Consider the following 15477-nt stretch of genomic DNA (forward strand, 5'->3'; position numbering starts at 1 on the left):
CGCCTGAGCCGATCAGGAACCATTCATGCTTCCTTCAAGGGAGCCTGGGGTACAACATCGCGGGCCAGGCTGAGCCGACAGATCGCCGGCACCACCAGCAAAGTCAATACAGTCGAAGCCAGCAGCCCCGAAATGATGGCCCAGGCCATGGGCGGCCACAAGGTTGAACTCGAAAACACCAGTGGTAAAAGCCCCGCGACGGTGGTGGCCGTGGTCAGGAGAATCGGCCGGGCGCGCTGTATAACAGCTTCCTGCACCGCATCGGCAATGGTCTCGCCGCGAGCTAACTGGCGGTCCAACACGTCAATCAACACAATCGCGTTATTAACGACGATGCCCACAAGTGCAATAACACCAAGCACCGACTGGAATCCGAAGGCCGAGCCCGACAGCACCAGCCCGGGGATAACCCCCACCGCAGCCAGGGGCACGGTAGTCAATACGATTGCTACCCGCCGGAACGAGTTGAACTGCAGCAACAGGAAAAACAACAAGAGCAGTACACCGACAGGGGCCGACTTCAGAAGGGCACTGTTGGCGTCAGTTGAGCCTTCACTGTCCCCGCCATACTCCATACGTGTCCCGAGGGGTAACGGGGTCTCATCCAGCCCACGCTCCAGTTCCCCTAGTACCTGACTGTAACTGTATCCGGGCCGAAGGTTGGCGAAGACACTCGTCACCCGCGCGCCATTGCGCTGATAGATGGCAGCGGGCTGCCAACTGCTGTCCACGCGGGCGACCTGACTCAAGGGAACCCCTTCCCCGCGGTCGTTGTATATGTTGACCGACAGCAAGCGCTCAACCGGTAGGTCAGCGCCCTCGAGTGAGCGCAATACCAGGGCTATGGGATCGTCCTCGCGCCGGTATTGCTCGATTTGCAGCCCGAAACTCTGGCCGTATAGCGAGCGGGCCACATCGGCTCTTGTTACCCCGTGACGGGCCGCGATAGCGTCGTCCACCTCGATCAGGAGTGTAGGCGCGCCAAAGTCCAGGTCATGACGCACATCGACGGTGCCTGGATGGCTCCGCAGCAGCCGGAACACCTGCTCGGCAGCAGCGCCCAGCGAACGCTGGTCGGGGTTGAAAAGACGTACCTCTACCGGGGCGGCCCGGGGCGGCCCCTGGCCGAGAATACTCGCCACAAGCTCTGCCTGTGGCACGTGCTGTGCGCCCTCTTCCCTCAGCCATAACATCAGGGCGCGAGTGTCTTCCAGAGAAGGCGTATTGACGACCAGCCGCGCACGGTTCGGACTTTCGGGATACGGGATCAGGTTGTAGTAGAAGGCAGGCCCCGCGTATCCAACGAACCGATGCACAGATTCAGTTTCCGGTCGTTGCCTGATAATTTTCTCCAGGGAGGATGCCACCGCCCCCGTCTCAGCCAGGTCGGTACCTGCGGGCATTCTCATTTCGACGACGACCTGGGGGCGGTCGGCGTTGGGAAAAAACTGCAGTTTCATGAACGGTACCATCAGCAAGCTCAGGACCATCATGCCACCACCAATCGCCAGAACGGTGCGGGGTGCTTCAGCAGAAAACTGGCCCAGACGCAGTGCCATCCCACCAATAGGGTCGTCGCGGTCGGGACTGGGTTTGAGGAAACGTCCGGCGAGTAAAGGTATGACCGAAATTGCGAGCAGGTAGCTGATCGAGAGGGTCAGCATGATCATCACAGGGATGCCCCGGGTGAAATCGCCGGTACCGCCTTTGGACAGGAGCAGGGGCATGAACGCTGCAAGCGTCGTCCCGGTCGAAGCGCCCAGCGGGCCTGCCAACTCAGAGATCGCCCGGGACATTGCTTCTTTCCGTCCTGCACCCGCATTGAGGCGGGTCTGTATATTCTCGACGATGACGATAGCGTTATCGATCAGAATACCCAGGGAGATGACCATACCCACCACAGCAACCTGATGAAGTATGCCGCCGCCGAGGTCATACAGACCAAGACTGATCAGCGCGACCAGAGGCAAGGTTGTCGCGACCAGGACGCCCATACGCAACCCCATGCCGAAGAACACCACGGCGATGACGATCAGTACGCTGAAGATAAGGCTTACTTCAAGATCAGAGAGGCGTTCTTGCACCTGATCTGGCTGGAAAAACATCTCGTTGATCTGCAGAGGCTCAAACAGGGGCCGGAGCTGCGTTAAACGCTCACGCACAGCCTCGCCAAAGGCGATGGCGTCTGTCTGCCCCGCACGGACAAAAAGCGAAACGGTAACGGCACGCTCACCGTCATACCAGCTCTCAGCCTGACGCGGTTCAACCGGGCCGCGCCAGACTTCGGCCACCGCCGCCAGGGGCACCAGACCGCCGTCCGGCAACTCCACCGCAGTGGCGGCAAGATCTTCGAGGCTCGAAAACTCGCTGTTAGGCAGAACACCTATTCGCTTACCATCAGCAGTGACGTGCCCGCCGGGTATAACCCGATTGCGAACCGCAAGGGAGTTCAGAAGATTGTCCGGTGTCAGCCCCATGCGTCGCATGGCCGAATCGTCAAGCCCTAGCGTGATCTGCTCGTCGACATCGCCTGCCACCTCGACCCGGGCCAGGCCCGGCAGGTCGGAGAGGGCCTGCTTGAGCCGGTCCGCCGCCGCTGACATCTCGATGACCGAAGGTGAGCCCGTGATGGCCAGCGTCACCGTCGGGTTATCGATAATACGATCGTCCAGTTCCATTCTGTCGATGCCGCCCGGGAAGTCCCGTTCGGCACGGTCCATAGCCTGACGTACGCGTTCCCAGGCAGAATCAGTGTCGTAGATCGTGTCCCACAGGCGCACCCGGATCATTGCGACGCCAGCCCGGGCGGTCGCCTCGACAATGTCCACCTCTTCGACCTGGAGCAACTCGTCGCTGAGCGGATCCAGGACCAGACGCTCCACAGACTCCGCAGTCGCGCCCGGATACACAACCGTGACAATGCCGGCACGGTGAGGAAAGTTGGGGTCTTCCTGGCGGGCCATTGTCAGGTAAGAGGCCAGCCCGAGCAGGCAAAGCATGGCAACAACCATTCCCAGCAGCCGCTGGTTGGCGAGCAGGCGGTCTATCACTGCACCACCTCAACCTTGTCGCCATCCGCGAGGCGGGACATTCCCGCGTAGACAACCTGATCGTTCGGCACCAGGCCAGGTGACCTCACAAGCACCTCTTCTCCCAGCAGTTGCACTACTTCGACCGGTACGCGCTGGGCTTTCTCTCGGTCTACCCGAAACACTGCCGCGCCCTCACCCGAGCGCATGACCGAGAGCATCGGGACACTTAACGCGTCGCGGTGACGCGCGGGGATGCCGACCTCCACCGGTGTGCCTGCCACTGGCACGGGAATGCCCGGGGGCGCGGCGGGCGACTCGGACAGCCCCGCCCGGATGACGGGCTGCTCCGGCGGTGGAGGATCTTCAAGGTAGACCACCAGCACCTGCAACTGACCCGCACTGCCGCTGGCTTTCGCGATCTCCGCTATTTTGGCGGGCACGCGGGCCTTGCCCCGCTCGCGAACCAGCCAGACGGGCAAGTCATCGCCCGGTTTCAGCCCGGCTAGCAGGTGTTCTGGCACCCGGATCGCGACTTCCATCCCATCATCAGCCGACAGGCTCATGATGGGCTGGCCGGAATTGACGTACTCGCCAGGCTCTATCAGCAGGGTTTCTATGCGCCCCGCAAACGGTGCTTTCAACTTGGTTTCTGCAGCCAGTTGCTGTGCTTCTGCAAGCGCGGCACGTGCCGTCTCGACCGCCGCAGCAAGACTTTCTTCGGTAGCGCGTGCCTGCTCCAGACCCTGGATAGACTGGACACCGCGGTCGTGCAACGCCTCAGCACGCCTTAATTCGCGTGTCGCCTGGCCAGCCCGAGCCTGCAGCTCGCGCAACCTCGCCTTGGCAGACTTCACTGCCGGCTCCAGTTTCGGGTTATAAAGTGTTGCGACGACTTCGCCTTTTTCAACGAACTGACCTAACTTCACCGGACGCTTGTCGACGGTGCCGCTAACCTGAAACGTCAGCTCAGCCCGTTCCCTTGCCCGGACGGTGCCCGGGAACCGCAGTGGCTGCGCCTGGGATTCGCCATTGACCGGCGAGACCCGGACCGGGACCGGCTTCATCTGATCCACTTCTGAAGACTCGCCAGGGCTGCAACCGCTTAGTAGAGTAAGAGTTGCCAGGAGCAGAACGAATAACACCCGCGCGGAGATGAGATGACGCCAAACCATGATAGAGATCCCCATAGAGAACTTGCGCAGCGTTTAAAAAGAAATGACAATACATTAAGACACGCTGTCATTAAATAACATGCTGTCAACAGATTTTGCATGCCTGACTGGATAAACTCTGGATTACGCATCCTGAGTAAAGCGGCCCAAGAAGCTAACATATCTGGGACGGTCGTTCAGTTACTGAGCAAGACCCTTCATCATTTTCTGAAAAAAATGGGCGGACGGCCGAATGAGCTTACAACAGCGACGGGAGCGCGAACGCCAGGATCGCCGGGAGAGTATACTGGATGCCGCCGAGCGAACCTTCTTTGAAAAAGGCTATGAGCGAACTTCCATGGATGAAATCGCCAAAGCTGCACAGTTGAGCCGGGCACTGCTCTATGTCTACTTCAAGGATAAGTCCGCGATTCTTCGCAGTATCACCCTACGCGCCGGGGAAGAGCTACGTCGGCGCTTTCAGGCCGCAGTGGCAACGGAAGCGACTGGAATTGGCCAGATCGCCGCAATCGGTCAGGCTTACTACCAGTTCTCCCAGCAGAAACCCGACTACTTCGATGTCCTTACCCATGCTGCAAGTCTCAGCATCGATAACGCCGACGAACTTGGTCAGGCCCAAAGAGAATGTGAGTTTCGGACCATGGAAGTTCTCGTAGCGGCGCTGACTACAGGTCTCGAAGATAACACCCTATCCGGGCGGCGTATCGTCGAGCCCCTGGAAACCGCTCTCTATCTCTGGGGTGCGTTGCACGGGGTAATCATGCTCAGCAAACAGCAGGGCCGAGGATCACATACCGCCGCTGCGGTCCGACCGGAGAAACTCGTCGCCCATACCATGCAGATGCTAATGCTATCGCTACAGGAGCCCCGGGGAAACTGACCGGCCGCCTGGTCGCGACTTCAGCCCGGGCCGCTCACTGGAACTCATAGATCCTTCCAAGCCCCAGAATACCGGTCAGCTCATCCAGCGCATTGCGGCTTTCCTCAAGCAGGGCTCTATCCGCCAGATCAGCTTGTGTTAAGCGGTCGCGGTAGTGTTTCTCAACCCAGCGTTCAAGACACCTGAACAATTCATCCGTCAGCAACACCCTGCCGTTCACTGCCGCTCGTTCTTGCTCCGTCAGGACCACGCGCAACCGCAGGCAAGCCGGACCTCCGCCATTGCGCATCGATTGCTGAAGCGCAAAGACGACCACTTCATTGATCGGATTGGACCCCGCTATCAGACAGTCCAGGTAGTGCGACACAGCTTCCTGCTCTCTACACTCCGCTGGCACTACCAGGACCATGGTTCCGTCCGGCCGGGTCAGCAACTGGCTATTGAACAGATACGACGTTACTGCCTGCTCAACGCTGATTGCCTCCTCGGGCACGCGAATCGGGATTAACGGCGTAGCACCAAGCTTCTCGTTCAATTCCTGCAACAGCCGGGCCTCATCCGCGAAAGCATGTTCGTGATAGAACAGCACCGGCCCATTGCCCACGGCAATCACGTCGTTATGGAAAACGCCCGCGTCAATCACACTCGGATTCTGCTGCGCGAAAACAACACGGCTGGCATCCAGCCCGTGGAGACGGGCCACTGCCTCTGACGCTTCAAGTGTCTGCCGCGCCGGATACCGTTGGGGCCGCGTTCCCGACTCATTGAAAGCGGCTCGGCCATAGACAAACAGCTCTACCCCTGGCTCGCCATACCCGGCGCACAGGCGAGTGTGATTCGCGGCCCCTTCGTCGCCGAACTGACTGACAGCCGGGAGCGCAGGATGATGAGCAAAGCAGGCTTCATCTGCAAACACTGAACGCAATATGCGGCTGGTGCCCGGATGTTCGATCGCACGATGGAATTTGGCGTTCAGGTTCGCCACCGTAAAGTGCACCCGTCCGTCCGCCGTGTCAGCACTGGGTGAGACTGTCGCGGCGTTGGCGGTCCACATACTCGAAGCGGAGCTGGCCGCGGCCAACAACGTGGGCGACGCACGCGCGGCTTCGCGCAGTATTTCCGCATCGCTCCCGGCAAACCCGAGGGACCTCAGCGTCGGCAGATGTGGCCTTTCGTGCGGCGGCAGCACCCCCTGACAAAAACCGAGATCAGCCAGTGCCTTCATTTTCCGCAGGCCCTGTAGCGCTGCTTCACGGGGATTGGACTGTCCACGCACGTTGCTGGCGGACGCCAGGTTACCCCACGATAGCCCCGCGTAGTTGTGGGTCGGCCCGACCAGGCCATCAAAATTGACTTCAACTGTACTCATGCTGTCTCCCGGCAGCTTTTCCGCTGTGCGGCAGAATCCTCCACCCCAATGGCGCTTCTCCACACCGGCGCTCACTTGCCCTAAACCGCTTGCTTGCCCGAAACCATGTACGGAATTGCAGGACCATCAGAATGAAAGCCCTGGCGACAGGGAAGCCGGTAGCGCGGCGGTAGTCGCCTCCAGGGAAGCCATGGGCCAGGCGCAATAATCAGCCGCATAATAGGCACTCGGGCGATGGTTACCGCTCGCACCCACCCCGCCGAAAGGCGCACTGCTGCTGGCGCCTGTCAGCGGCCGGTTCCAATTGACGATGCCCGCCCTGATTGCGTCGCTGAACTGCGCGTATCGATCGGCGTTGTCACTCAGCAAGCCCGCCGCCAGGCCAAACCGCGTAGCGTTGGCAAGCGTCAGGGCCTCCTCGAAAGTGTCATAGCGGAAAATGCTTAACAGCGGGCCAAAGTGCTCCTCGTCGGGCACCCCTGTGATACCGGTGAGATCTATCAGACCCGGGGTCAGCAATGCGGTATCGCCTTTTACCCGGCGCATGGGCAGCAGCATTCGCCCGCCCGACTGATGGAGCATATCCTGGGCGGCCATCAGCTTCTCTGCAGCCGCGCTGGAGATCACTGACCCCATGAAAGGCTGGGGCTCAGCACGGTAGTGATCGACCAGGATACGTCCGGCGACCTGCTGCAGGCGTTGCAGGAAATGATCACCTTTCGCTCCTTGGGGCACAAGGAGACGACGGGCACAGGTGCATCGCTGGCCGGCGGAGACAAAGGCCGAGAAGATCACATGATGAACCGCACCATCAATATCGCTGACCTCATCCAGGATTAGCGGATTGTTCCCGCCCATTTCCAACGCAAGAACCTTCTCGGGCTGGCCGGCGAACTGGCTGTGCAGGCTATGACCGACAGCAGAGCTGCCGGTAAAAAACAGCCCATCAATGTCACGCTGAGCGGCCAACGCAACCCCGGTCTCGCGACCGCCCTGAACGAGACTCAACACGCCGCTCGGCAGGCCGGCCTGATGCCATAGCCGTACAGTAAGCTCGGCTATTCCGGGCGCATGCTCACTGGGCTTGAATACGACCGTATTGCCCGCCAGCAGAGCCGGTACAATGTGACCGTTCGGCAAATGACCAGGGAAGTTATAGGGACCAAACACCGCCACAACACCGTGGGGACGGTGGCGCAGCACAGCACGCCCGGCAGGGGTGTCGCTTGCAGAGCTTCCGGTGCGCTGGTGGTATGCCTGGATCGACACAGGCACTTTGCCACGCATGGCATCTACTTCAGTTCGCGCTTCCCATAAGGGCTTGCCGGTTTCAGCGCCGATCGCGTCTGCCAGCTCTTCCCGGCGATCGCCCAATAATTGCGCAAAGCGCTCCAGAATGACCTGGCGATCGCCGGGATCCAGCTTGCGCCAGGCCCCGCATGACGCCCTTGCGCCAGCTACCGCTTCATCCACATCTGCAGCAGCTGCTGCTCGTCCGCGCCAGACGGCCTTGCCAGTGACTGGCTGGATCGAGTCCAGGCGTTCGCCCTGCCCCGGCCGCCACTCACCCCCAATAAAATTCTCTCCCGTCAGCCTTTCAGCCATGGTTCGCTCCTGCGGACAGCTCATCAGATGGGCCGGTGGCTTGTTTCAGGCCGACCAGGCGAACACTGTCGCCCGGAGCCACCCCCAGTGCATCGGCTTCGTGTGCGGCCAGGCTCAGGGTATCGAAAGTAAGCCTTGTTGCAGCCACCGCCAGGACCCGAAAGTCTTCAAAGCGGCGGTTAGACACCATAACCCGATGCTCAGGCGGTGCTGCTTCATTGCCGCTTTCGCTCATCAGGACGACACGGCGCTCCCGGCTATCCCTGATGGCCCGAATGGTATGAGTGAATGCTTCAATGACGGGCCCGGCGTCGAAAATGTCCAGTAATCCATTGAAATTGAAACCTTCGGCTTCGAGCATCCGAAGTGCCGGCCGAGTGTTTTCATGAACCTTTCCGACCACGTCCTGGGCCTCAGCTCCGAGCAGCGCCAGATAGATCGGGTGTTTTGGCATAAGCTCTGCAATAAATGCCTTGTTGCCCCGGCCCGTCAACATATCAGCCTGGTAGAAATCCATATTGAAGAAGCGTCGGCCCAGGGCTTCCCAGAAGGGACTGCGTCCTTCCTGATCCGAGACGCCCCGCAATTCCGCAAAGATTTTTTCTGAAAACAGTTCAGCAAAGTCCGCCAGGAACAGGAACCGCGAACGGGACAGCAGCGGCCCTCGGCCGTCACCGCGCCACGCTTCGTCCAGAAAGAGTGTGCAGAGTTCGCTGGAGTTGGTCATGTCATTGGTCAGGTAGAGCGTCGGATTCTGGACATGCACCCCAAGCTCACGCGACGAGTTAACGGTATTGCTGAGCCGGTAGTTGTACCAGACTTCATCAAGGCCAACGCGGCTGTCGATACCGCAGACACCGACGATGCGGCCCGCGTCAGTTTCCTCCAGCGCGAACAGGTAGCTGGCCAACTCCGGCTCAATCTGGCGGTCAAAGGACTCAACCGAGCGCTCTATCCGCGACCGAAGAAGCTCGCGGTCCGCCGGCAGCGTTGTTACCCCGACCCCGGCGGACCGGGCCATCTCATACAGGTCCTCAAGATCACTCATGCGTATGGGACGAATGGTGCTCAGGCCCGCGCTCACAGATCCACCACTAGCAGCCGGGCGCCGTCTTTAATCGCCAGGGCAGCCGCCGCCTCAGCAGGAAGCTCAAGGCTCTCGTCGTCAGCGGCCGTCGCGGCGGTCAAGGCGCACCGAAACTGATCGCGGCTGTCGTTGGCGACCAGGTACTGACCAGAGGGAGCGCTACTTCCCTTCGAGCTTGCCGAGTACTGGTACCGGGCGGGCTGCTCAAGGTCATGGGCAGTTGCCTCAAGCGTCGGCCCGCCATCAAAAATGTCCAGGTGACGGCCCCACTCGAAACCCTCTTTTTCCAGTAGCTTCGCCGACCGGGTTGCTGCTTCATGGGGTCGCCCAAGGGCAGCCCGGGCGGCATCGCTGAGCAGAGTGACGTAAATGGGGTGCGAGGGCATAAGCTCAGCCAGGAATGTCTTGCTGAGAATCCCGGAATAGGTGTCGGCCGTGGCGAATTCCATATCGAAGAAGTGGCGGCCCAGACTGTCCCAGAAAGGAGAGCTTCCGGCATCGTCCTGGCAGCCCTGCAGCTCGACGATCAGCTTGTCCGTGAAGAGGTGAGCCCACTGCGCAATAAACAGCAGCCGCGACCGGGACAGGAGCGCGAAAGCTGGTGATTGCCGAAGATGCTCCGCAATGGCAAAACTGCAAAGCAGTGTTTGTCCGGTAAGCTCGTGGCTCAGGTAGAGCACTTCGACCCGAGTGGTCACGGCGAGCTCGTGGCTGGCATGGATGAGTTCATCCCGCCGATAGGTATAGAACGGCTGCCCGTTACCGGAGCAGGTATCGATGCCGGCTGTGCCGAGCAGCTCAGAGGTCGAGATATCCTCTAGCACAAAAAGGTAGCGCGCCATCTCCGACTCAGCATTTGTGCCATTGAATGAACGCATGCTGAGGTTGACCTTCTCCGCAAGCCGATCAGCTGAACGGGGCAATGTCGACACCCGGGCCCGCTGACCTTCAGCCAGCGACTCTATCGCGGGAACGTCTTCGAGGCGGGCCGGACGCACTATCCACATACTGGCACCCTGTTGCAGTGGAATTTTATCGCTAGTGAGCAGTTCAGTTACGCTCAGGCAGCCTACGCCTGACCTGCAACCTTGGCGGCGGCTCTCTCAAATCGCGCAAGCCCTTCATTCAGGTCTGCTTCCGGAATGATCAGTGAGGGCGCAAAACGCACCACGTTACCGCCGGCAACCAGCGTCAGCACGCCCTCTTCCATAGCCGCAGTCATGAAGGCTTTGGCATCGCCCTGCCAGCGTTCAGTTACTGCGCCGCCCAGCAAGAGCCCAAGACCCCGCACTTCGCTAAAGATGCCGTAGCGCTGCCCGATTTCCTGCAGGCCGTTACGCAACAGGCCGTGCCGTTGCGCCACACCCGCGAGCACTTCCGGCTGCGCGACTATGTCCAGTACCGCACCAGCGACGGCGCAGGCCAGAGGGTTGCCACCATAAGTGCTACCATGGCTACCCACGCTGAAACTCTGACCAATGGCGCTCGTAGTCAGCATTGCGCCCACGGGGAATCCCCCACCCAGCCCTTTCGCGCTGGTCAGGATATCCGGAGTGACTCCGTAGTACTGGTAGGCATAGAGATACCCCGTTCGGCCGACACCCGTCTGCACTTCATCAAAGACCATTAGGGCGTTGTGCCTGTCGCAGAGTTCGCGCACGCCCTGCAGGAATGACTTTTCAGCAGGCGTGACGCCACCCTCGCCCTGCAGCGGCTCGACCACGACGGCGCAGGTGCGGTCTGATATTTTTGCCTCGAGCGATGCAAGGTCGTTGTAGCGCGCGTGGCTGATGCCCTGGGGCGCGGGCCCGAAACCTTCCATGTACTTGGCCTGGCCACCAACCGCTACGGTAAAAAGGGTCCGCCCATGAAACGCATTCTCGAACGCGATCAGTTCGTTTTTTTCGGGTCCGAAGTGTTCCCAGGCGTAGCGGCGCGCCAGCTTGAACGCAGCCTCGTTGGCTTCGGCACCGGAGTTGGCGAAGAAAACTTTTTCCGCGAAGGTCAGTTCGCACAGTTTCCGGGCCAGCTGAAGAGCGGGTTCATTCGTCAGTACGTTGCTCAGGTGCCACAGCTTGCCCGCCTGCTCCGTGAGCGCACGGACGAGGTCCGGGTGGGCGTGGCCCAACGCTGTCACCGCGATGCCACCGGCCAAATCGATATACTCTTTGTCGGCCTGGTCCCACACACGGGAGCCACTGCCGCGCACCGGGATGACGGCCCCAGGCGCGTATGTGGGCATCATGAACTGATCGAAAGTAGAACGATTGACGGGGCTGCTGGTCGGTCGGGTGCTCATTCGAACCTCGGTGGCGTGGGTTTTAAAGTATTTTACAACAGTACTACCCCATGACGCTTGATCCGCAACTCGCCCAGCCGATTCTGTGTTAGCTGATCGCCCTGCTAACTCCGTATTCGCCGGCACCCAAAGCCCGCCCGGTAGCGTTTGCCGCCAGCAGCGAACTGAAACCCGGCGTCTGCCGGCGCCCAAGCGCCCGGTCAACCGGACGCCAGGTTTTTCACCAAGCCTGCGTTTCTGCCAATTACTCCTTCGGCCCGGTCGGGTGGGTCTCGTCGAAGTTTTGCGCGATGCGTGTGGCTCCCGGGCTACAGGTAGGGTGTCCGTACCCGCTGGTGCTCGACATCCCGCCTACCGAGGGATCATGGTGGATGTCATAGATAATGTTGTCGTTACCGGCCTTGGTTACCCCTTTCGGAACATTATCCAGGTTAAGCCTGTGTCGTAGTTTCCAGGCGATAACATGGTCGGTACAAGACTGGTCGCCGCTCAACCCGACTGCGCCCACAAGTTCCCCATCCGGGTTATATAGCGCCAGCCCCCCAGCAAAAACAATAGTTCCTCCGGCCCGCTCTCCCACCAGCGGATCGTTTACGGTTCCCCAGTTTGCGGCCTGGCCCCGGTATATGAGATCAGGCTCAACAGGATTCCCAGCCTCAAGGGCGTACAGGCTATTCTGCGGCTGCGATGGCCAGAAGACGTTTGCCGTCGACAGCGCGAAGCCTGGCAGACTGAACCCATTCGCAGTGAACGCCTTGGCTGCAGCGATACCCCGGCTGCCTGGCCACTGATCGCCCAGTTTCTCTCCGGAACGGCTCACGGTGCACACGACCCCGGCGCGATTAACGACGACCGCCCACATGTGGTTGCCTAAACCACCGTTGGCGTCTTTGTCTTTAGGCTCCACCACATCTCGCAAGACTTTGGTTAATCGCCCATGTTCCGGAAGCCCTTCACACTTTGAGCTCGTGCTGCCGGCGCCGGCATCTTTGACACCTGTTTGAGATTGATTGTCCGGCTGTTGCTGGGCTGCAACGGGCAGCGCAAGCAAGAGCGAGAGAAAGCCGGTTGTGACTTTTCCCTGCCACGAAGCGCGTTTTACTGCTGTCCTGGGAAACATCATCTGCTAGTCCTCCATGAGACCCGCCGTTCAGCAGGCGGTCGGCTAATGCCACGTGAAAACAAGCCCAATTAATCTGGCACACCACGGTGGTGGCCGTAGGGCTCAGCCTTGGGCTTTTTCATTGCTGCCTTATCACTGCTGCTCTTCTCGGCCTGCGGCAGGTTCCAGCGCGCTGAAATAGGCCGCAAGATCCCGGATGTCTTCGTCAGAAAGAGACTTGGCGACCGGCGTCATTACGGGATGGTAACGCGATCCTGACTTGAAGCTGACGAGCTGATTTTGAAGGTACGCTGCGTTCTGTCCTGCCAGATCCGGAAAGCCCGGGTTGGTGGTTTCCCCCCCGACGCCATGGCAGGCGATGCACTGAACGGCTTTCTGACGTCCAGCCTCGGGTATCTCCGACTGCGCACTATCAGCTGCCGCGGTCGTTGCAAGAAGCAGGACCGATCCGGCAGCGGAGATCACGCGTACCAGTCGTCCCATCGGCCGCACTGCCGTGCGCGCCGACCGACGATAACCTCTAACGGCAGCTGTAAAGCTCGCTATCTCATACATTGCCTGCCCCATCCCTGGCCTGAACGATTGGAGATTTCACTCAAAGTCTAGAAGTAGGACTTATTCCATAACAACGACCATTAACAAAGCATAACCGTTCGCTTCGAAACCTTGTTTTGCCCATCGCCGGGCGCGTTGACCCTCTGCCAAAAATATTTCTATAGTGATTTGCCGAAGGGAGAGCTCGGGCCAACGGTGTTTTCGCGCCCGCGATCGTGATTGACGGAGAGAAAAAGAAGGAGCTTAGGATGAATCACTATAGCCGTGCCGGATGCGACAGCCGCGCCGGAAGCGAGCCGACCATGCCCGCGCAGCCGGGAACGGCCCAAGCCCTGGCGCGGCGAATCCTAGCGACCCTGTCACCCGGCCGCTTACCCTTGCAGGAACCCAGCCATCAATTCCATTGCAATATGCTAACTCTCCCCTTCATCGTGCTGACACTACTGGCAACGGCGGCGGTGCCATCCCAAGCCTCAGAGAAGCTGAGTGAGCTCTCCAAAGACGACTCCCAATGGGTTATGCCAGCCAAAAATTACGCCTCGACGCGCTACAGCGGGCTGGACCAGATCACCACTGAAAACGTTGACGAACTGGAGGTTGCCTGGACCTACTCAACCGGACTGGTTGCAGGGCACGAGGCAGCGCCAATTGTCGTGGGCGAAACCATGTACGTGGTCACGCCCTGGCCCAACAAGCTCATTGCACTGGACATCACTGACGGTTCGAAACGGTGGGTATATGAACCAAAACCGGCGCGCGCTGCCCAAGGCGTAGCTTGCTGCGACGTAGTCAACCGGGGAGCAGCCTATGCTGAAGGTAAAATTTTCTTCAATACCCTCGATAACCACACGGTCGCGGTAGATGCCGAAACCGGCAAAGAAATCTGGAAGACCAAACTCGGCGAGATCAACCGCGGCGAAACCATGACCATGGCGCCGCTTGTCGTCAAGGACAAGGTGCTGGTCGGCAACAGTGGCGGGGAGATGGGCGTTCGCGGTTGGCTGACTGCGCTGGATACGACGACAGGTGAGATCGCCTGGAGAGCATATTCAACAGGGCCGGATGAGGACGTCCTGATTGGCGAAGGCTTCGATCCTTTCTATGCAAAGGACCAGGGTACGGACCTCGGTGTCGAGACGTGGCCAGCGGGAAGGTGGCAGACCGGCGGTGGGACCGTGTGGGGCTGGATCTCCTATGATCCGGAGCTCGATCTGATCTATCACGGTACGGGCAACCCCGGTCCGTGGAACCATACCCAGCGTCCCGGCGATAACAAATGGACGGTTAGTCTTTTTGCCCGTGATCCCGACACCGGTATGGCCAAGTGGGCTTATCAGATTGATGCTCATGACCTTTTTGACTATGACGGTATAAACGAAAGTGTGCTGCTGGATCTTGAGATCGACGGGAAACCACGCAAGGTGATGGTCCGCCCCGAGCGCAACGGCCACATGTACGTTATGGACCGGGCGACTGGCGAGGTGCTTTCAGCGGAAGAGTACGGGTTCATCACCGTGACCAAAGGTATCAATCTGGACACCGGTAAGCCGATCGAGGTGGAAGCAAAAGTGCCGGAGGTAGGCAAGGTCACGCGCGAGATATGCCCGGCCCCTCCCGGCGCGAAAGACTGGCAGCCTTCGGCATGGTCCGAGAAGACGCGGCTTTTGTATGTCCCTCACCAGAATCTCTGCATGGACATGGCGATTGCCGAGACAAGTTACATTGCCGGCACGCCTTTTGTGGGAGCGGAAGTTGAAATGTACGCCGGCCCTGGAGGTCAGCGCGGGCGCTTTATGGCCTGGGATCCTGAGACAGGCGAAGAGGTCTGGAATATCAAAGAGCGCTTCCCGGTCTGGAGCGGAACCGTGGTAACCGCCGGTAATGTTGTTTTTTACGGCACGATGGATCGCTGGTTCAAGGCTGTGGACGCGAGTACGGGTGAACTGCTCTGGAAGCACAGGGTAGGCTCAGGAATTATCGGCCAACCGGTCACTTACAAGGGCCCTGATGGCCGACAGTACGTTGCGATCTTTGCCGGCGTCGGCGGGTGGTCCGGGGCGGTTGTCTCCGGGCAGCTGGACCCGAGCGTCCCGTTTGGCGCGCTGGGCTTCGTCGGCGCCATGCAGGACCTGCCACAGTTTACAGAACCCGGCGGTACGCTCTACGTGTTTGCTCTACCAGAGGAGACAACGAACGGGAGCCCCGCCAACGAAATAGGATCAGCCCCCCAGGATCATGCAAACACCGGCCTGGCTGGTAGGGTGGTCGAAAACTAAATACAGGAAAAGCCGTGCGGTCCCGCCGGGTTTTGAGCCTGCGAGACCCTAGCCCGCACGAAAGGCGGTCCACAGGAGG

Annotated in this window: 11 protein-coding genes; 2 read left to right on the forward strand and 9 right to left on the reverse strand. The window is 59.9% G+C overall.

What is annotated here, in order from left to right; translation table 11 throughout:
• Nucleotides 1–23: 23 nt before the first annotated feature.
• Nucleotides 24–3050: an efflux RND transporter permease subunit gene (locus soil367_RS13390; RefSeq protein ID WP_136549571.1), complete on the reverse strand. Its 3027-nt coding sequence runs from the start codon at nucleotides 3048–3050 to the stop codon at nucleotides 24–26.
• Nucleotides 3047–4096, reverse strand: coding sequence for an efflux RND transporter periplasmic adaptor subunit (locus soil367_RS13395; protein ID WP_246065306.1), 1050 nt, complete (start codon nucleotides 4094–4096; stop codon nucleotides 3047–3049). The genes soil367_RS13390 and soil367_RS13395 overlap by 4 nt, the downstream gene beginning before the upstream one ends.
• A 340-nt stretch (nucleotides 4097–4436) precedes the next feature.
• Here soil367_RS13395 and soil367_RS13400 point away from each other — a divergent pair, with 340 nt between their 5' ends.
• Nucleotides 4437–5084, forward strand: a complete 648-nt coding sequence (locus tag soil367_RS13400; protein WP_136549573.1) for a TetR/AcrR family transcriptional regulator — start codon at nucleotides 4437–4439, stop codon at nucleotides 5082–5084.
• A gap of 34 nt (nucleotides 5085–5118) precedes the next feature.
• On the opposite strand, the gene astB is transcribed toward soil367_RS13400, so the two are convergent.
• The 7 genes from astB to soil367_RS13435 form a co-directional block, all read right to left on the reverse strand.
• Nucleotides 5119–6453 carry an N-succinylarginine dihydrolase gene (astB, locus tag soil367_RS13405; protein ID WP_136549574.1) on the reverse strand — a complete coding sequence of 445 codons (1335 nt, stop codon included), beginning with the start codon at nucleotides 6451–6453 and terminating at the stop codon, nucleotides 5119–5121.
• A gap of 126 nt (nucleotides 6454–6579) precedes the next feature.
• A complete protein-coding gene (gene astD, locus soil367_RS13410) occupies nucleotides 6580–8058 on the reverse strand; it encodes a succinylglutamate-semialdehyde dehydrogenase (RefSeq protein WP_136549575.1) in 1479 nt (492 codons plus the stop codon).
• Complete coding sequence (astA, locus tag soil367_RS13415) at nucleotides 8051–9142, reverse strand: arginine N-succinyltransferase (RefSeq protein WP_246065307.1); 1092 nt, start codon at nucleotides 9140–9142, stop codon at nucleotides 8051–8053. Before astA ends, astD begins: the two co-directional genes overlap by 8 nt.
• Nucleotides 9139–10152 carry an arginine N-succinyltransferase gene (locus tag soil367_RS13420; protein ID WP_136549576.1) on the reverse strand — a complete coding sequence of 338 codons (1014 nt, stop codon included), beginning with the start codon at nucleotides 10150–10152 and terminating at the stop codon, nucleotides 9139–9141. The genes astA and soil367_RS13420 overlap by 4 nt, the downstream gene beginning before the upstream one ends.
• Before the next feature lie 62 nt (nucleotides 10153–10214).
• Complete coding sequence (locus soil367_RS13425) at nucleotides 10215–11444, reverse strand: aspartate aminotransferase family protein (RefSeq protein ID WP_136549577.1); 1230 nt, start codon at nucleotides 11442–11444, stop codon at nucleotides 10215–10217.
• Nucleotides 11445–11688: 244 nt separating this feature from the next.
• The gene (locus tag soil367_RS13430; RefSeq protein ID WP_216642718.1) at nucleotides 11689–12567 is read right to left on the reverse strand and encodes a GlcG/HbpS family heme-binding protein; all 879 of its coding nucleotides are present in this window, start codon (nucleotides 12565–12567) and stop codon (nucleotides 11689–11691) included.
• 132 nt (nucleotides 12568–12699) lie between these two features.
• Complete coding sequence (locus soil367_RS13435) at nucleotides 12700–13050, reverse strand: c-type cytochrome (RefSeq protein WP_136549578.1); 351 nt, start codon at nucleotides 13048–13050, stop codon at nucleotides 12700–12702.
• A gap of 320 nt (nucleotides 13051–13370) precedes the next feature.
• On the opposite strand from soil367_RS13435, the gene soil367_RS13440 reads away from it, so the two are divergent.
• Nucleotides 13371–15398: a methanol/ethanol family PQQ-dependent dehydrogenase gene (locus tag soil367_RS13440; RefSeq protein WP_216642719.1), complete on the forward strand. Its 2028-nt coding sequence runs from the start codon at nucleotides 13371–13373 to the stop codon at nucleotides 15396–15398.
• Nucleotides 15399–15477: the final 79 nt, after the last annotated feature.

This window comes from Hydrocarboniclastica marina (assembly GCF_004851605.1).
Taxonomy (GTDB): Bacteria; Pseudomonadota; Gammaproteobacteria; order Pseudomonadales; family Oleiphilaceae; genus Hydrocarboniclastica; species Hydrocarboniclastica marina.